Consider the following 17,080-nt stretch of genomic DNA (forward strand, 5'->3'; position numbering starts at 1 on the left):
TGTTTAATCAGCCGGCTGGTTCCCCTTACGCTGTTGCTACCTCCAACAATCACTCTGGAGCTTCAGATGTCTGCGCTATCCGATCATGCCGGTTCAAGCACCCTGTCTTTTTCCGCTTTGGTGAGCTTGCTGGAGAAAGTATTCCTGCGACATGGCACCTCGGCCGAGGTCGCCCGGGCCCTGGCCGAAAACTGTGCCGGAGCCGAACGTGATGGCGCCCACAGTCATGGGGTATTCCGCATTCCCGGTTATGTCTCGACGCTGAAAAGTGGTTGGGTCGATGGTCAGGCAGTACCTACGGTTGAAGATGTGGCATCAGGGTTTGTGCGGGTGGACGCCGGTAACGGTTTCGCCCAGCCGGCCCTGGCCGCCGCACGTCCCTTGTTGGTAGCCAAGGCCCGTAGCGCCGGGATTGCAGTGTTGGCGATTCGCAACTCCCATCATTTCGCTGCCCTGTGGCCGGATGTCGAGCCGTTTGCCTATGAAGGTCTGGTGGCATTGAGCGTGGTCAACAGCATGACCTGCGTGGTGCCTCACGGTGCTGACCGGCCACTCTTCGGTACCAACCCCATTGCCTTCGCCGCGCCACGGGCCGATGGTGAGCCGATTGTCTTCGACCTGGCCACCAGCGCCATCGCCCATGGTGATGTGCAGATTGCCGCGCGCAAAGGCGAGTTGCTACCGCCGGGAATGGGGGTGGACAGCCTCGGTCAGCCGACTTGCGATCCGAAGGCGATTCTCGAAGGCGGGGCGCTCCTGCCTTTTGGCGGACACAAGGGCTCGGCGTTGTCGATGATGGTCGAGCTGCTGGCGGCCGCCCTGACCGGTGGCAACTTTTCCTTCGAGTTCGATTGGCACAACCATCCTGGGGCCAAGACACCCTGGACCGGTCAGTTGTTGATCGTGATCGACCCGAGCAAGGCCGCCGGGCAGAACTTCGCCGAACGCAGCCAGGAACTGGTCAGGCAGATGCATGGTGTTGGGTTGCGGAGGTTGCCGGGGGATCGTCGGCATCGCGAGCGCAGTAAATCCAATGAGCGGGGGATCGCACTGGACGAGCAGACATTGGTGCAGTTGCGGGAGTTGGCGGGAGTGTAAAGCCAGCTTCGAATGAGAGGCGAGGAATCATGGATTGTGGCGAGGGGATTTATCCCCGTCGGGTCGCGCAGCGGCCCTCAAACCTGCGCACGCCTTGCGCAGCTAAGTCGCATTGGGCTGCGATGCAGCCCTGCGGGGATAAATCCCCTAGCCACAGTTTCTGTGATCATTCACCGTTTTGCCAAGAGCACTTAACGCCGTCCGAGCAATAACCCCACCACCAGGCCGAAGCCTGCGGAAATGGCCACGGTCTGCCATGGATGTCCGCCGATATAGACTTCGGTGGCATCGACCATCGGCCGGGTGCGCTCCCGTGCGCTGGCGACCGAATCCAGCGCCTGTTGCAGTTTTTGGGAAATCTGGTCTCGCAGGTTTTCAGCGTCTTCACCGACCAGCGAAGCACTGCTTTTGAGCAGCTTTTCCGACTCCTCAATCAAAACCTTCAGTTCACTGAAGGCTTGATCCTTGATCTGTTCTCCATTCCCTTGCACGGTGCTTTTGCGAGCCATTGAGTTACTCCTTGCTGATGATGGCAGTGAACAATGGAGTGCTGCGGCTGGACAAAAGTTGCAGCGTCTGGCGATAGCAGCCCAGTTCACCCGAAATCGTGGTTAAGACGTTCCTCTGCAAGGTGTAAGATGGCGCCTATTTACGCAACAGGTATTTCCCATGAGTTTCAATCTGGCTGACAAGCCCCTGGCCGAGCGCGCGGCACTGGAAGACGAAAAGTCCCGACTCTTTGAACTGTGGCAAAACAATCTGGGCAAGGCCAAGGGCGACGCGGCCCGGTTGTTCGGCGAGCGCTCCAAGCGCAAGGGCAAGTGGTCCGAATGGGTGCGTGCCGAACTGGACGGCATGTCGCCGCCCGAGTACGCCAACATGGTGCGCAGTGAAGTCAATCGTCTGATGGCTGCCAACAAATAAACCTCAGGCAAAGGTTGTGATGATGGCCTCGCGTACCTTGACCACGGCCGGGTCCATCTGCGTATGGGTTCGCCAGCCCAGTTCGATAGGGTAGCGGGGCAGGTTCAGGGGGCAGGGCAGCAGTGCCAGGCCACTGAGCGAGGCGATCGCCCGGGCGGCATGCAGCGGAATGGTCGCCACGGCCTGGCTGCCCTTGAGCAAGAACGGCAGGGCGGCAAAGTGGGTGGTCGAGGCGCACACCCGTCGGCTCAGGCCTAGCGCGGCCAGCCCTTCGTCGGTGATGCCGATGAACCCACCCGAAGAGACGAGCAGATGCTCGCGGGCCACGAACGTCTCCAGGGTGAGCGTCTGCTGGTCTGGCGTCAGGCTGGCCGGGTCGACGAGACAGGCGTAGTCGCCTTCACCCAGTACCTGACGGCTGAGCAAGCGTTCGGTAAACCCGCCCGCCGTGATCGCCAGATCGAAACTGCGCTCCATCAGGGCCCGGCCGACGATCTGGCTATGGGTCTGGCGAAAAATCAATCGTAGCCCCGGTGCGCGTTGTGCCACTTCCTCGATCAAGCGCCGGCCATGGGCAATTTCGAAATCATCGGACAGCCCGACGATGACCGAGCGACCTTCGTAATGACTGGCGCCGGGGTCCACCATCGCCAGGCTCTGGCGACATTTATTCAGTGCGTCGCTGATCACCGGTTTGAGCTGATTGGCCCGTAAGGTCGGCGCCAGGCCGCGGCCAGTGCGCACAAACAATTGATCGTCATACAGGTTTCGAAGCCTGCGCAGTGCCGCGCTGATGGCCGACTGGGTCACGCCCAGGCGTAGCGCGGCGCGGCTGGCGCTGGATTCATCGTGCAAGGCTTCGAAGGTCTTGAGCAGATTGAGGTCAACATCCGCGATATTCATAACACTCATATCATTTAGCAGCGTATGGGGCTTTATTCATGATCGTCCGGCACCTGAAAATCAGCAACCCCAGATGATCGAGGAGTTGAAAACCATGCCCAAATCCATTGTGGCTGCCCTGCAGATCGGCTCGTTGCCCGGCGGCAAAGCTGACACCTTGGCGCAGATTCTTTCCTATGAAGATGCCGTACGTGAGGCCGGAGCACGCCTGGTGGTGATGCCCGAAGCGCTGCTGGGTGGGTATCCGAAAGGAGAAAGCTTCGGTACACAGTTGGGGTACCGGTTGCCCGAGGGGCGCGAGGCCTTTGCTCGTTATTTTGCCAACGCCATCGACGTGCCTGGCAGTGAAACCGAGGCATTGGCCGGGTTTTCGGCGCGCACGGGGGCAAGTCTGGTATTGGGGGTCATTGAGCGTGACGGCAGTACCTTGTACTGCACCGCCCTGTATTTCGAGCCCGATGCCGGCCTGGTGGCCAAGCATCGCAAGCTGATGCCCACTGGCACCGAGCGTCTGATTTGGGGTAAGGGCGACGGCTCGACTTTACCGGTGATCGACAGCCAGGTCGGTCGTGTAGGCGCTGCGGTGTGTTGGGAGAACATGATGCCGCTGTTGCGCACCGCGATGTACGCCAAAGGGGTGCAGGTCTGGTGTGCGCCGACGGTGGATGAGCGGGAGATGTGGCAGGTGACCATGCGTCATATCGCCCACGAAGGTCGTTGCTTCGTGGTCAGCGCCTGTCAGGTTCAGGCCTCGCCTCAGGCGCTGGGTATGGAGGTGGCGAACTGGCCTGCCGAGCGTCCCTTGATTGCCGGTGGCAGTGTGATTGTCGGCCCCATGGGGGACGTGTTGGCCGGTCCGCTCAAAGGCACGAGCGGGTTGTTGACCGCCCAGATCGATACCGATGAACTGGTACCGGCGCGCTACGACTATGACGTGGTCGGCCATTACGCCCGGCCCGATGTGTTCGAACTGGTGGTGGACGAGCGGGCCAAACCCGGCGTGCGTTTCACTCGTTGATTTACCAAGTGGCCGCGGTACCCGGCAAATCCAGGGTGCCGCGGTCAACGAAGCGCAGGGTGCCGAACAGTCCACCGGCCAGTTTGCCTTTGAGTACGTAAGGCAGGTTGTCCAGGCTTTGGGTCTGGCTCAGGCCCAGCGTCTGGCGCAGCACGGAGAAAGCCGAGATGCTCACCGGCACGCTCAGTACTGCCTCGGAGAACCGTGGGATGGATCCGGTCTGATCGCTGACCCCCGATGCCAGCGTTCGGCCGTTAACCTCGAGGTCGAGCGCGACACCGTTGTAATCGATGGTGGTTTCGTTAGGGTTCTGCAATCGCAGTTTCACGGCAAAGCGCATCTCCAGCTCCTGGCTGGGCAACGGTTCGATGCCCACCACGGTGATGTTCAGCGGATCGCGGTGCGGGAAGAGGGCGCAGGCGCTCAGGCTGAGCAGCATCAAGAGAAGGGATAAGCCTAGGGTTCTGCGCATGGGTAAATTCTCAAAGAGTGGAGAAAAACTTGGGAAACTGCTGAGCACGATAACCCACAACATGCTCACAACCACCGCAACCCCCTGTTTAGACCGGGGGGCATGGTTAACACCTGTGGCGAGGGAGCTTGCTCCCGCTCGGTTGCGCAGCGACCGCCAGGGTCGGGACCGCTGCGCGCTCCAGCGGGAGCAAGCTCCCTCGCCACAAAGGCTCAAATCACATGACTCATATCATGGCTCATATCAGATGGCTTCACGTTGCGCAGGTAGAGGGCTCCTGACACTTTCTGACACCAGGCTCTGCTAATCTGCGTCAATCTTTTTTGCGGATCGCCCATCGTGTCGCGTACCACTCGACTGCTCACATTATTGCAAGTCTTGCGAGGCAAGCGCTGCCCGGTTACCGCTGCGACATTGGCGGCCGAGTTGAAAGTGTCCGAGCGCACGCTCTACCGCGATATCGCCGAACTTTCGGCCCTGGGGGCGCCGATCCAGGGCGAGGCGGGCATTGGCTATGTGTTGCGCAGCGGCCTGTTCCTGCCGCCATTGATGTTCACGGCTGATGAAATCGAAGCCATTGTGCTGGGGCTGCGCTACGTTGATCAGCGTGGCGACGAGGTACTGGGCAAGGCCGCTGCCGACGCTTTGGCCAAGGTCGCTGCGGTGCTGGCGCCTGACGTCCGGGATGCCCTGCGCAACCCCACGGTGTTGCCCGGGCCTCCGGGCTACGGCTATCCACAGAATACGGTGGAGCTGAATGTGTACCGCCAGGCCATTCGCGCTCAAGCCAAGCTGCACATCGATTATGCCGACGTGAATAAGAACCCCAGCCAGCGCCTGATCTGGCCGTTGGCCCTGGGTTTTTTCAATGAGGCGCGAGTGGTGGTGGCGTGGTGTGAGTTACGCGGCGCCTATCGGACCTTTCGCACAGATCGGATCGCTACTGCCACCGAGCAGGGCGAGCGCTATCCTGGCAGGCGCAGCGACTTGCTGCGCGCCTGGTTCAAGCTGATGGACCTGGACGAGGCGGGGCGTTTCACTCCTGACAAAAACTGACACACGGCTGTTCTAGCATGGCGTCAGATCGATAAAACAAGGAGCCGTACCATGTCCAATCCCGTCTCTTCCCTGGCCCCGGCCATCGCCGGTTATATTGCGGCCGCCAATGCCCGTGACAGTTCGGCGGTGACGCGTTTTTTCGCCGAGGATGCCAATGTGTTCGACGAAGGCCAGCACCGCGTCGGTGCCCAGGCCATCGCTCAATGGATGGAAGACACCGCCCAGCGTTTTCAGCCTCGGGTTGAGGTGCTCAATGTGCAGCAACGCACCGGCAAGGTGCTGGTGCATAACCTGATCTCCGGAACTTTCCCCGGCAGCCCGCTGGAGTTGCGCTACACCTTCCGGCTCGACGAGCAGGGGAAGATCAGTCGGCTGGATATCTCGATCTAGAGGTTTGCACGTTGGTTCGTCAACACCTGTGGCGAGGGGATAAATCGCCCTCGCCACAGGGTTTTGCTGAGGTTCACAGACAGGTGAGGTCACTCACTCAAAGCCGCCGACATGGCATACTCCCCGGCCTCATTTTCCGGATCCGGGCCGTATGACTTTCGACTCCCCCTTGAGTGCCTGGCAGCATGCCATCGAACACCATGGTTTTGTCCAGGACGAGGCCCAGGAACTGGCTATCATGGCTCTGCAACAGTGCCACCAGGCACTGCACGAGGGGCGCAAGTCGATCCAGGGCGTTTATCTCTGGGGGCCGGTCGGACGCGGCAAGACCTGGTTGATGGACCGATTCTACGAAAGCCTTAGGGTGCCGGCCCGTCGTCAGCATTTCCATCATTTCATGGCCTGGGTGCATCAGCGCTCGTTCCAGCTTACGGGCACGCCGGACCCTTTGCAGGCATTGGCGGCAGAACTGAGCCAAGAGGTCAGGGTGTTGTGTTTCGACGAGTTGTTCGTCACCGACATTGGCGATGCCATTATTCTGGGCCGTCTGTTTCAGGTCATGTTCGAGCGGGGCATGGTGGTGGTCAGCACCTCCAACCTGCCGCCCGAGGAGCTTTATGCCAACGGCCACAACCGCGAGCGATTCCTGCCCACCATCACGGCGATCAAGCAGCACATGCAGGTCGTGCCGGTGAACGGATGGCAAGATCATCGCCAGCATCCGGGGGCATTGCAGCAGCGCTACTGGCTACGCGACTGCGGGCAACCCGATCCGTTGGAGGCTGTTTTTGCCCAGTTGACCGCAGGACAGGCGCCCAACAGTTTGCCGATTGAAGTCGGCCATCGTCTGCTTGAGCCCGTGCGGGCCAGCGATACGGTGCTCTGGAGTCGTTACGCGGATATGTGTGAGCAGCCGTTCTCAGCCATGGATTTCATGGCGCTGTGCGACCGTTTCAAGGCCATCCTGATCAGCGACGTACCTAGTCTGAGCGCCGAGCAGCGCGAGGGGCGCATTGCCCGTGGAACCGAAGACGGGGTTGAAAGGGTCGAGGCGGGTGATCGTGAGTTGCCGCAGTTGTCCATCCATGATGACGGTGTGCGGCGTTTCATTGCCCTGGTCGATGAATGCTACGACCGCAAAGTGCCGTTGTACCTTTCGGCACAGGTGCCGATGGACCGGTTGTACACCGAGGGCTATCTGCAATTCCCGTTTCGTCGTACGCTCAGTCGCCTGCAGGAAATGCAAATGCAGCGTTTTGGTCAGTCCGCCTGACCGTATCCCGCCGACGGCACCGGAGCCGCCGGTACTACCGAAGTGAGATGGAACGCCGTGGAAGAAACCAGGGACATTCTTGTATTGCAAGCCAGCTATACCAATGCAGTCCACGCCGAAGCAATCTGTTATGTGCTGAACGGCTATGCAGAAGATCCAATGGGCGGTGGCCAGTCGCTGCCGCCGGAAGTGTTGCTGCATCTACCCGAGGAACTGGCCAAGCGCCCGCATGCCTTCAGCGTGCTGGCTTTCGTCAACGGCGAACCGGCGGGCCTGGTCAATTGCTTCGAAGGTTTTTCGACCTTCGCTTGCCGACCACTGGTCAACGTCCACGATGTTGTGGTGATGAAGCCGTTCCGCGGCTTGGGGTTGAGCCAAAAGATGCTGCAGAAGGTCGAGGATATCGCCCGCCAGCGTGGTTGCTGCAAAATCACCCTGGAGGTGCTTGAAGGCAATGCCATCGCCCAGGGCAGCTATACGAAGTTCGGCTTTGCCCCTGGCATGTTCGACCCGGCCCACGGTCGAATGCTGTTCTGGACAAAGCCCCTGTAGAGGCCGCCTCTGTGGAAGCGGGCGAGGGCGCTCCGGCTATTTTTGCACGACCCGCACCGCAGGCGCCTTGGGCTGCATCAGGCTGAAGTCGATCAAGGCCTTGCGCTGGTGTTCATAAGGGTTGCCGATCAACAGCGGGCGGGCCTTGAAGTCATCGCTCACCAGGCTTTTACTGCGGTCCAGCTCATCAAAACTCAAACCGGCCAGGTCTGCCCAGGTGTGGATCAAGTGAGCGCTGCTGTAGGGGCGTGACAGGTCAGCGCTGAAGTTCCAGTCATGAGTTTCACGCCACTTGGGCGAGGCCCAGGCGATGAACGGAACGGTGTACATCGGCGCGGTCGGCTTGCCTTCGTTGCGGCCAAGCGTGCTATGGCCCGGCGAATCGAACACGTCTTCACCATGGTCCGACAGGTACAGCAAAAAGCCGTTGGGGTCGGTTTTGGCGTAGTCCTTGATCAGACTGGACACTACGAAGTCGTTGTACAGCACCGCGTTGTCGTAACTGTTGTAGGTCGGGACCTGGTCGTCACGCACCCCCGCCGGTACGCCCTGGCGGTCGGTGAACTTCTTGAAGTTGGGCGGATACCGGTACTGATAGCTCATGTGGGTGCCGAGCAGGTGCACCACGATCAGTTTGCGCGCCGCGCTGTCTGCCAGGGCCTGATTGAACGGGGCGATCACATCGCCGTCGTATTGCGCCGCGTTCTGGTTGCGGTTGTTGTTCAGGTATACCTGCGCATCGGCTTGTTGAGAGAAGGTCGTGAGCATGGTGTTGCGCTTGGTCATGGTCTGCTGGTTGGTGATCCAGAAGGTCTTGTAACCGGCCTGCTTCATCATGCTCACCAAGGACGGTGTGCTCAGGTAAAGGTCCGGGTTCTGTTCATCGGCAAAGGTCAGTACCTGCTGCAGTGCTTCGATGGTGTAGGGGCGCGGGGTGATGACATTGTCGAAAACCGAGAGCTGGTCCTTGAGCTTGTCCAGTTCCGGCGTGGTTTTCCTTGGGTAACCGTACAGGCTCATGCGCTGGCGGTTGGTGGACTCGCCGATGACCAGCACCAGGGTGGCGGGCTGCTCGGCCATGGCGTCCTTGAGGTTACGCAGCGGTGCGATCTTGCTGGCGCTGTGAAGCATGCCTTGCATGTTTTCCAGCTGCTCGCCATAGCGCCGGTATGCCACCAGCATCTGCCACGGCACGGCTGGCTCGATGCGACTTTCGAATTTCTCCAGACCACCGGCAAGCGTGCCGGCCCGCAGGGTGTGTTTGATCAGCGGATAGCCGACCACTGCCACCACAATCGCAGTCGCCGCGACCATGGCTTGGCCGCGGGGCAGGTACACCGGGCGCAGGCGTGTCCAGAGCCAATACCCGACGGCGGTATGGGCCAGGAAGGCCGCCACCATCCACCAGGCAAAATACTGCGTCATGTACTCGCCGGCTTCGGACACGTTCGATTCGAACATGATGAAGATGACGCTCTGGGAAAACTCTTGCTGATAGATGAAAAAGTAACCGAGGCTGGCCATAGAGCAGGCCCACAGCACCAAGCCGATCAACGCCGCAAGCAGGCGGGTCCGAGCAGGGAAGAGCAATACGGGCGCCAGCCACAGTGCGCTCATGACGAAGGCCTGGCGAAACCCGGTAAAGCCCGAAGTGTCAGTCACCAGTATGAGCAGTTGGGTAATACCCGAGAAATACCAGAAAAACAGAAAAAGCCAGCCAAAACCGGCCCAGTCGAAACTTTTCGCAGTCGTTGTGCTGCGTTTGAACAAACTCATCAAGCGCTCCAGCCTTCCTGTCGACGAAGCCGCTGGCACCCAATGGATGCCCACAGGCATGCGCCGAACTACCCTAAAAGGCCGGGAGTATCGCGATGGAGGTGTGAAAAATTTGTAAGATATTTGGTTACAAAACGAAGGTCGGGGGAAATGTGGCGAAGGCGTTTTTTGTGGCGAGGAGATTTATTTCCGGTGGTCGCGTTGCACCCTCACGCACTGAAACCCGCGCACCCAGGGGCGGGACTGCTACGCGCTGCAGCAGAAACACATGCCCTTGGCACGAATGGGTATACATGGAAATGACACCGGTTTGTCCAGTGCCACTTCCGGCGCCGCGCCTCTGCTCGGGGGTTACCGAGCCAGGGCCTGGCTCTGATGGGACAGCTGGGAGTGTTGCAACTGCATGCGCAATTGCGTCACCTCATCAAGCAGCAGATCACGCTCTTCTTTAAGCAGGCGTAATTCGTCGCGACGAATGGTCACGTAAAGGGTTTGGGGAGGACGTGCGGTAACTACGGAGTCCATTGCTCACCTCGCAAATGGCGTACATCAACTATAGAGATGTCGCCAGTATTTGGTCGACACCTCTACTATCGGCGCCGATTCTGATTTCTTTTGCTTGTGATTGGAACTTTTTTATTTTTCATGGTCGCTGTGTCTTTGGCCGGATCTGGAGCGTTATCCCTTGTGATCGCTCGAATTACCCGGAAACTATGCAGCAATGCTCTGGACTAACCTCCACTCGTCGATTGAGCTAAACCTTTGACACACCTTTATTTGTAGTAGGGAGCATCAGCACATGCAACTCGGGATCATTGGACTGGGCCGCATGGGCGGCAATATTGCGCGGCGCCTGATGCTCAATGGGCACACCACCGTCGTCTACGATCGCAATGCCGCCTTTGTTGAAAACCTGAGCCAGGAGGGCGCAACGGGCGTCGCGGATCTGCCGCAACTGGTGGCCGGTCTGGAAAAACCACGGGCGGTCTGGGTCATGTTGCCCGCCGGCGCCCCCACCGAAGACACGATTAACGTTCTCAGCGAGTTGCTGGAGCCGGGCGACGTCATCATCGATGGCGGTAACACGTACTACAAGGATGACATCCGTCGCGCGCAGGCGTTGTCGGTCAAAGGCCTGAATTATATCGACGTCGGCACTTCCGGCGGCGTCTGGGGCCTGGAGCGCGGTTATTGCATGATGATTGGTGGTGACGCCGAAGTGGTGAGGCGCCTGGATCCTTTGTTTGACAGCCTGGCACCAGGGATGGGCGATATTCCGCGCACCCGCGACCGCAAGTCTGACGATGATCGCGCGGAACGCGGCTACATCCACGCGGGCCCGGCCGGTTCGGGGCATTTTGTGAAGATGATCCACAACGGCATTGAATACGGAATGATGCAGGCCTTCGCCGAGGGCTTTGACATCCTCAAGACCAAATCCAGCGAAAGCCTGCCACCTGAGCAGCGATTTGACTTGAATGTAGCCGATATCGCCGAAGTCTGGCGTCGCGGCAGTGTGGTGTCGTCCTGGCTGCTGGATTTGACCGCCGACGCCTTGGCCAGCGATCCGAAGCTGGACGGCTTCTCCGGTGAGGTTGCCGACAGTGGTGAAGGGCGCTGGACCATCGAAGCGGCCATCGAGCAAGCGGTTCCGGTGCCGGTGCTCTCCAGCTCATTGTTCGCCCGTTTCCGCTCGCGCCAGCAGAGCACCTACGGTGACAAGATGCTATCGGCCATGCGCTTTGGCTTCGGTGGCCACGTGGAGACGCCGAAAAAATGACCTCGATCGGCAGGAAATCCAAGGCAGAACCCGCGCCGCCGACCACGCTGTTTCTGTTCGGCGCCCATGGCGATCTGGTCAAGCGTCTGCTGATGCCGGCGTTGTACCACCTCAGTCGCGACGGGCTGCTGGGGGGTGGCCTGCAGATCATTGGTGTCGACCACAACGCTATCAGTGATGTGGACTTCGCCCGCAAACTCGAGGATTTCATCCGTCATCAAGCGGCGAGCAAGGGCGGCGATGCCGACCGGGCGCTCGACCCGGTGCTGTGGGCCAGCCTGGCTCGGGGCATTAGTTACGTTCAGGGTGACTTCCTCGATGACAGCACCTACGAAGCACTGGCGGCGAAAATCGCCGCCAGTGGCACCGGCAACGCGGTTTTCTATCTGGCGACCGCGCCGCGTTTTTTCAGTGAAGTGGTCCGCCGCCTCGGTGCGGCCGGGCTGCTTCAGGAGCAGGACGATGCCTTCCGGCGTGTGGTGATCGAGAAACCGTTCGGTTCCGATCTGCCAACCGCCGAAGCGCTCAATGCCTGCCTGCTCAAAGTCATGAGCGAAAAACAGATCTACCGGATCGACCATTACCTGGGCAAGGAAACGGTGCAGAACATTCTGGTCAGCCGTTTTTCCAACAGCCTGTTCGAGGCCTTCTGGAACAATCACTACATCGACCATGTACAAATCACCGCCGCGGAAACCGTTGGCGTGGAAACCCGTGGCAGTTTCTACGAACACACCGGCGCCCTGCGGGACATGGTGCCCAACCACTTGTTCCAGTTGCTGGCGATGGTGGCCATGGAACCGCCGGCCGCCTTTGGCGCCGATGCGGTGCGTGGCGAAAAAGCCAAGGTGGTCGGGGCCATTCGCCCCTGGTCGGTGGAGCAGGCCCGCGCCAACTCGGTGCGTGGCCAGTACACCGCAGGCCAGGTCGGCGGCGTAGCGGTCAACGGTTACCGTGAGGAAGCCAATGTCGCGCCCGACAGCAATACCGAAACCTACGTCGCCCTCAAGGTGATGATCGATAACTGGCGTTGGGTCGGGGTGCCGTTTTACCTGCGCACAGGCAAACGAATGAGTGTGCGCGACACGGAAATTGTCATCTGCTTCAAACCGGCGCCTTACGCGCAGTTTCGCGATACCGAAGTCGATGAACTGCAACCCACGTACTTGAGAATCCAGATCCAGCCCAATGAAGGCATGTGGTTCGACCTGCTGGCCAAGCGGCCGGGGCCGACCCTCGACATGGCGAACATTGAACTGGGATTTGCCTACAAGGACTTCTTCGAAATGCAACCGTCCACGGGTTACGAAACCTTGATCTACGACTGCCTGACCGGCGATCAGACCTTGTTTCAGCGTGCCGACAACATTGAAAACGGCTGGCGTGCGGTCCAGCCCTTCCTCGATGCCTGGCAACAGGACGCGACGGTCCAGTTCTACAAGGCCGGTGAAGATGGTCCGTCGGCCGCAGATGATCTGCTGACACGCGATGGCCGCGTTTGGCATGCGCTCGATGAGTGATCAGGTGAAACACCCCATCCGTTTTTTGCTCAGTGACATGGACGGTACGCTGCTGCTGCCTGACCACAGTCTCAACCAGCGCACCATCGAAGCCGTTCGCTCGCTGCGCGAGGCGGGCGTGATGTTCAGCCTCGCCACCGGGCGTCCGCCCCGGGCGATGTTGCAGCAGATCGAAGCCTTGGGCGTGGACCTGCCTACCGCCGCGTTCAATGGCGGTACGCTGGTCCACCCGGACGGCAGTTTCCTCGCCGTGCACTACCTGCCACCTGAGGCGGCTTTGGCGACGCTGGCCTTGTACGCCGACCAGCCTGATATCGAGGTCTGGGTGTTTGCCGACGGTGACTGGCTGGTGCGCGACGCTAACGGTCCGATGGTGCCGGTGGAGACGCGCGGGCTTGGCTATCCGCCGGTGCAAGTCGAGAGTTTCGAGCCTTACCTGGAACGTATCGACAAGATCGTTGCCACCAGCCCCAACACGCAGCTGCTGGTTGAGCTGGAGGCGCGCTTGCATCCGCTGCTCAAGGGTCAGGCTCAGGTCTCGCGTTCGCAACCGATCTATCTGGATGTGACGGCGATGCGGGCAAACAAGGGTGAAGCGCTGGCGACCCTGGCAGCGTTCCTGGGGGTGCCGTTGGAACAGACCGCCGCCATGGGCGACGGTGGCAACGATCCGGCGATGTTTCACCGTGCGGGGTTGTCGATTGCCATGGGGCAGGCGGAGGAGGCGATTCAGCGTCAGGCCGATGTCATCACCGCAGCCAACACCGAAGACGGCGCGGCGCTGGCAATCGAGCGATTCATTCTGGCTCGATGAACCACGCAAATCCTCAGGGCCGGTACCGCACCACTACCGCCTGATACTTGCCATGCAGAGAATAGCCGCCCACCAGGATCTTCCCGTCTGCCTGCAGAGCCAGGGATGTGGCGGTGTCGAGGCTGTAGCCCAGTCGAGTGCGGACCCAACCTCTGCCCTCAGCAAAATCCGGGTCGAGGCTGGCGTCCGGCAAGTGTCGGGCCAGAACGAAGTCAGTTTCGATTCCGCCGATGGTGGCCCCGGCGGTCACCAGCTTTGCGTCCGCTTGAAGCTGGGCCGCCGTCCACTGACTGGCGCTGTTGCCAAATTTCAGGAGCTGACACTGTCCTTGGTTGCAGCGAGGGTCCGGTTTGCCGTCGCTGCCCACTCTTAACAACAGGCAATGCATCGGGTCGCGGCTGCTGCCCAACGCTTGCAGATCACCGTCTGGAAGTTGGACGATCTGGCTGACCATTACGCTGTGCTGCTCAGTCGTGATGGACAGGAAACCGTCCTCGCCAAAGCTGTCATCAAGTGAGCCGCTGGGATCATAGCGGGCCATCAAACCTTGTTGGGGCAAGTCAATCACTCCGCCGACCACGATGCTGCCGTCGGCCTGAAGCGCCACACAACCCAGCCAAGTGTTTTTCAACAGATGCCGGACCATCACAAAGCCGCGGTTGTTGAACGAAGTGTCCAATGCGCCGTCCGGCAGGAGCCGGATCAGGATGCCAACATGGTCAGATAGTTGGTAATGATGATTGGCGAGGATGAGGATCCGGCCATCGGCCTGCACCCGCATGTCACAGGCTTCAAGGCCCGGTACGCCGGGTGGGAGCCACGTATCGCGCAGACCTTGGGAGAGATTGCCGCACAGCCGTATGACCTGCTGCCCGGCGCTGCCGAAGCTTTGAACGGCGCGGCCCTGCTGATCGAACAGCGCGATGGCGGGCAGGGTACGGTCGGTGTTTTCGTAGTGCAGGCCGGACAGCAGGATACGGCCGTCGGGTAATTCCATCACCTTGCCTGCCGTGGCTTCGAAGCCGCGCTCAAAAGAGCCGATCACATAGCCCTGGTGTCCGAAGCCCGCGTCAGCCGAACCGTCGTGGTTGAGCCGTGCAAGCCCGAACCGGCTGCCCTCGGTCGTTTCGATCCGGGCTGCCACCAGGATTCTTCCGGCATGATCGACCGTCAGGCCCGTGGTCAGGCTCCCGAGGCTACCGGTGAAATGCAACCAGGCTTTACCGTTATCGGCAAAGCCTGGGTCGAGATGGCCGGCACAGGCTGCGGCCGTCGGCATCGCAAACGCGGATTGATCGAGCATGCATGCCTCTCCTTGCGTGTCGATAAGCCCGGAGGGGCGACGACTGCATGAGGGCAACATTCAATCCCTGAATGTGACAATGCACAACTGGCAGACTCTGCAGAAACAGCAGCGAATCGTGCCAGAACACTGGCTTTTCGACCCAGTGTAAAGCCTGCAATCCATCATCAGGTTTTACCGGTAAGGATTTACTCGGGCATGGACCAGGATTGCAGGGTGTAGCCTTCCTGGCTCAACTCGGCACGGGCCTGTTTCAACCAGTCAGCCAGTTGGGCCGGGTCGGTGTAGGCACTGCTTGGAATCTGAGTACGGCCAATATGAGTATTGGTGCGGTCAATGACGGTCAGGCTCAGTTCACCATTACCGTCTTGTGGAGCCCAGGCCACGCATTGAAAAGGACGAAAGGCGCGGTCGGCAATCAAAAGAGCTTCGTTGATACGGAGCGGGGCGTTCATGGCGTTATCTCTTAAGTATGCCCAATCAAATGATGTGCCGTCGGTTGGGCGTACCGGGCGGCTGGTTACTTGTACTGATGTCTTGTAAGGGGGGGCAGGTCACACATTCCTTAAATAAATTTCGATTTTCTTTCAGACCCGGCTTTTGGACTTTTGTTTGAAAGCTTGATGAAAGATTCAAGTGGGCGACAACTAACGAAACGCGCGCTTATAACCACTTTAAAGCGAACCCGATAATCAATTGATACAAGCAGGTGTCAACTTCTTGCTACTGTTACATGCAGGTTCGCCAAACGCCTGTTTTTCCTCATATTCCTTATTTTGGCGCCAAGGATCAGTCATGATCGAAGCCAGTACGTCGCGTCGTCTGCTCGTGGTTGATCCCTGCGATGATTGCCATCGCCTGTTGCCCGGATTACGCACCATTGGTTGGGACGTGGAGAGCTGTTCCCTTGAGCATGCGGGTGATCGAACGTGTGACGTCGGGCTGTTGCGACTTCAGCCTTTTCACCTGGAACGGCCGGAGGCGGTCAAGGAGTTGATCAGCCGCAGCGGCACCGAGTGGATCGCCGTGCTGAATCAGGAAGTGCTGCGCCTGAAGAATGTCGGAGACTTTGTCTGCGAATGGTTTTTTGATTTTCATACCTTGCCATTCGACGTGTCCCGGGTGCAGGTGACTCTGGGCCGCGCCTTTGGCATGGCACGTTTGCGCGGACAGGGCTCGATTCACGTCAATGAGCCTGAACATGAATTACTGGGTGACAGCAAACCCATTCGGGAGCTGCGCAAGTTGTTGAGCAAATTGGCACCTGCCGAATCGCCAGTGTTGATTCGCGGTGAAAGCGGCACCGGCAAGGAACTGGTGGCGCGCACGCTGCATCGCCAATCCCATCGGCGCAACAAACCGTTCATTGCCATCAATTGTGGCGCGATACCGGAGCACTTGATCCAGTCGGAGTTGTTCGGGCACGAGAAAGGTGCTTTCACGGGTGCCCATCAGCGCAAGATCGGGCGGATCGAAGCGGCGCACGGCGGCACCCTGTTTCTGGATGAGATTGGCGACCTGCCGTTGGAGCTACAGGCCAATCTGTTGCGTTTCCTTCAGGAGAAACACATCGAGCGGGTCGGAGGCAGCCAGCCGATCGCCGTCGATGTGCGGATTTTGGCCGCCACCCATGTGGATCTGGAAGCCGCCATCGAGCACAAGCTGTTTCGTGAAGACCTGTATTATCGCTTGAACGTGCTGCAGGTGCTGATGGCGCCGTTGCGTGAACGCCATGGCGATTTGTCGATGCTGGCCAGCCACTTCTCGCATTTCTACAGTCAGGAAACCGGACGTCGACCTCGCAGTTTCAGTGAAGACGCGTTGGTGGCCATGGGTAAGCATGACTGGCCGGGTAATGTGCGTGAGCTGGCCAATCGGGTACGTCGCGGCCTGGTGTTGGCCGAGGGGCGGCAGATCGAAGCGATGGACCTTGGCCTGACCGGCCATCAAGGACCGGTGGCGCCGATGGGCACCCTTGAAGACTACAAGACCCGTGCTGAGCGTCAGGCGTTGAGCGATGTACTTAACCGGCACAGTGACAACCTGAGTGTTGCTGCCCGCGTGCTGGGCATATCCCGGCCGACGTTCTACCGGCTGCTGCACAAGCATCAAATCCGCTGAATCAAGCCCTGCTCGCGATAGCGGTGTGTCAGTTACGAACAGTTAACTGATCGACCGCTATCGCGAGCAGGCTCGCT

The 17,080-nt window shown here is 59.7% G+C and carries 18 protein-coding genes; 11 read left to right on the plus strand and 7 right to left on the minus strand.

Features of this window, described 5'->3' with window-relative positions; genetic code table 11:
• Positions 1-66 precede the first annotated feature (66 nt).
• Positions 67-1,098 (plus strand): Ldh family oxidoreductase, encoded by a 1,032-nt coding sequence (locus BMY45_RS12370; protein ID WP_092397908.1) that lies wholly within the window; start codon positions 67-69, stop codon positions 1,096-1,098.
• A 191-nt stretch (positions 1,099-1,289) separates the two neighbouring features.
• Here the strand turns inward: BMY45_RS12370 and BMY45_RS12375 are convergent, their stop codons facing one another.
• Entirely contained in the window at positions 1,290-1,607 is a 318-nt protein-coding gene (locus BMY45_RS12375) for an ElaB/YgaM/YqjD family protein (RefSeq protein ID WP_092397910.1), read from the minus strand.
• Between the two features lie 160 nt (positions 1,608-1,767).
• Between BMY45_RS12375 and BMY45_RS12380 the strand changes: the two genes are divergently transcribed.
• Complete coding sequence (locus BMY45_RS12380) at positions 1,768-2,022, plus strand: hypothetical protein (RefSeq protein ID WP_076384979.1); 255 nt, start codon at positions 1,768-1,770, stop codon at positions 2,020-2,022.
• Between the two features lie 3 nt (positions 2,023-2,025).
• Here BMY45_RS12380 and BMY45_RS12385 read toward each other — a convergent pair whose 3' ends face one another.
• Positions 2,026-2,925 (minus strand): LysR family transcriptional regulator, encoded by a 900-nt coding sequence (locus BMY45_RS12385; RefSeq protein WP_177193345.1) that lies wholly within the window; start codon positions 2,923-2,925, stop codon positions 2,026-2,028.
• Between the two features lie 94 nt (positions 2,926-3,019).
• Here BMY45_RS12385 and BMY45_RS12390 point away from each other — a divergent pair, with 94 nt between their 5' ends.
• Positions 3,020-3,943, plus strand: coding sequence for a carbon-nitrogen hydrolase family protein (locus tag BMY45_RS12390; RefSeq protein WP_092398572.1), 924 nt, complete (start codon positions 3,020-3,022; stop codon positions 3,941-3,943).
• Between the two features lies 1 nt (position 3,944).
• On the opposite strand, the gene BMY45_RS12395 is transcribed toward BMY45_RS12390, so the two are convergent.
• Positions 3,945-4,415 (minus strand): LEA/WHy family protein, encoded by a 471-nt coding sequence (locus tag BMY45_RS12395; protein WP_092397914.1) that lies wholly within the window; start codon positions 4,413-4,415, stop codon positions 3,945-3,947.
• 339 nt (positions 4,416-4,754) lie between these two features.
• On the opposite strand from BMY45_RS12395, the gene BMY45_RS12400 reads away from it, so the two are divergent.
• The 4 genes from BMY45_RS12400 (at position 4,755) to BMY45_RS12415 (ending at position 7,689) form a co-directional block, all read left to right on the plus strand.
• The gene (locus BMY45_RS12400; RefSeq protein WP_092397916.1) at positions 4,755-5,471 is read left to right on the plus strand and encodes a helix-turn-helix transcriptional regulator; all 717 of its coding nucleotides are present in this window, start codon (positions 4,755-4,757) and stop codon (positions 5,469-5,471) included.
• Positions 5,472-5,522: 51 nt separating this feature from the next.
• Complete coding sequence (locus BMY45_RS12405) at positions 5,523-5,864, plus strand: nuclear transport factor 2 family protein (protein ID WP_092397918.1); 342 nt, start codon at positions 5,523-5,525, stop codon at positions 5,862-5,864.
• 151 nt (positions 5,865-6,015) lie between these two features.
• Positions 6,016-7,137: a cell division protein ZapE gene (gene zapE, locus BMY45_RS12410; RefSeq protein WP_092397920.1), complete on the plus strand. Its 1,122-nt coding sequence runs from the start codon at positions 6,016-6,018 to the stop codon at positions 7,135-7,137.
• Positions 7,138-7,194: 57 nt separating this feature from the next.
• Positions 7,195-7,689 carry a GNAT family N-acetyltransferase gene (locus tag BMY45_RS12415; RefSeq protein WP_092397922.1) on the plus strand — a complete coding sequence of 165 codons (495 nt, stop codon included), beginning with the start codon at positions 7,195-7,197 and terminating at the stop codon, positions 7,687-7,689.
• A gap of 36 nt (positions 7,690-7,725) precedes the next feature.
• On the opposite strand, the gene BMY45_RS12420 is transcribed toward BMY45_RS12415, so the two are convergent.
• Together BMY45_RS12420 and BMY45_RS28170 are read right to left on the minus strand one after the other, a co-directional pair.
• A complete protein-coding gene (locus tag BMY45_RS12420; RefSeq protein WP_092397924.1) occupies positions 7,726-9,465 on the minus strand; it encodes a phosphoethanolamine transferase CptA in 1,740 nt (579 codons plus the stop codon).
• Between the two features lie 351 nt (positions 9,466-9,816).
• Positions 9,817-9,990 carry a DUF6026 family protein gene (locus BMY45_RS28170; protein ID WP_171061379.1) on the minus strand — a complete coding sequence of 58 codons (174 nt, stop codon included), beginning with the start codon at positions 9,988-9,990 and terminating at the stop codon, positions 9,817-9,819.
• 250 nt (positions 9,991-10,240) lie between these two features.
• Here BMY45_RS28170 and gnd point away from each other — a divergent pair, with 250 nt between their 5' ends.
• Genes gnd through BMY45_RS12435 form a run of 3 tightly spaced genes read left to right on the plus strand, consistent with a single transcriptional unit; the run spans position 10,241 to position 13,579 of the window.
• Positions 10,241-11,245 (plus strand): phosphogluconate dehydrogenase (NAD(+)-dependent, decarboxylating), encoded by a 1,005-nt coding sequence (gene gnd / locus BMY45_RS12425; protein WP_256573654.1) that lies wholly within the window; start codon positions 10,241-10,243, stop codon positions 11,243-11,245.
• A complete protein-coding gene (gene zwf, locus BMY45_RS12430; RefSeq protein ID WP_092397928.1) occupies positions 11,242-12,765 on the plus strand; it encodes a glucose-6-phosphate dehydrogenase in 1,524 nt (507 codons plus the stop codon). The genes gnd and zwf overlap by 4 nt, the downstream gene beginning before the upstream one ends.
• The gene (locus BMY45_RS12435) at positions 12,758-13,579 is read left to right on the plus strand and encodes an HAD family hydrolase (protein WP_092398574.1); all 822 of its coding nucleotides are present in this window, start codon (positions 12,758-12,760) and stop codon (positions 13,577-13,579) included. Before zwf ends, BMY45_RS12435 begins: the two co-directional genes overlap by 8 nt.
• A 13-nt stretch (positions 13,580-13,592) precedes the next feature.
• On the opposite strand, the gene BMY45_RS12440 is transcribed toward BMY45_RS12435, so the two are convergent.
• Together BMY45_RS12440 and BMY45_RS12445 are read right to left on the minus strand one after the other, a co-directional pair.
• A complete protein-coding gene (locus BMY45_RS12440; protein ID WP_092397930.1) occupies positions 13,593-14,882 on the minus strand; it encodes an NHL repeat-containing protein in 1,290 nt (429 codons plus the stop codon).
• 188 nt (positions 14,883-15,070) lie between these two features.
• On the minus strand, positions 15,071-15,337 hold the full coding sequence (locus BMY45_RS12445; RefSeq protein ID WP_092397932.1) for a hypothetical protein: 267 nt from the start codon (positions 15,335-15,337) through the stop codon (positions 15,071-15,073).
• A 340-nt stretch (positions 15,338-15,677) separates the two neighbouring features.
• Here BMY45_RS12445 and BMY45_RS12450 point away from each other — a divergent pair, with 340 nt between their 5' ends.
• Positions 15,678-17,003: a sigma-54 dependent transcriptional regulator gene (locus BMY45_RS12450; protein WP_092397934.1), complete on the plus strand. Its 1,326-nt coding sequence runs from the start codon at positions 15,678-15,680 to the stop codon at positions 17,001-17,003.
• Positions 17,004-17,080: the final 77 nt, after the last annotated feature.

This window comes from Pseudomonas sp. NFACC39-1, assembly GCF_900110355.1.
Classification (GTDB): Bacteria; Pseudomonadota; Gammaproteobacteria; order Pseudomonadales; family Pseudomonadaceae; genus Aquipseudomonas; species Aquipseudomonas tehranensis.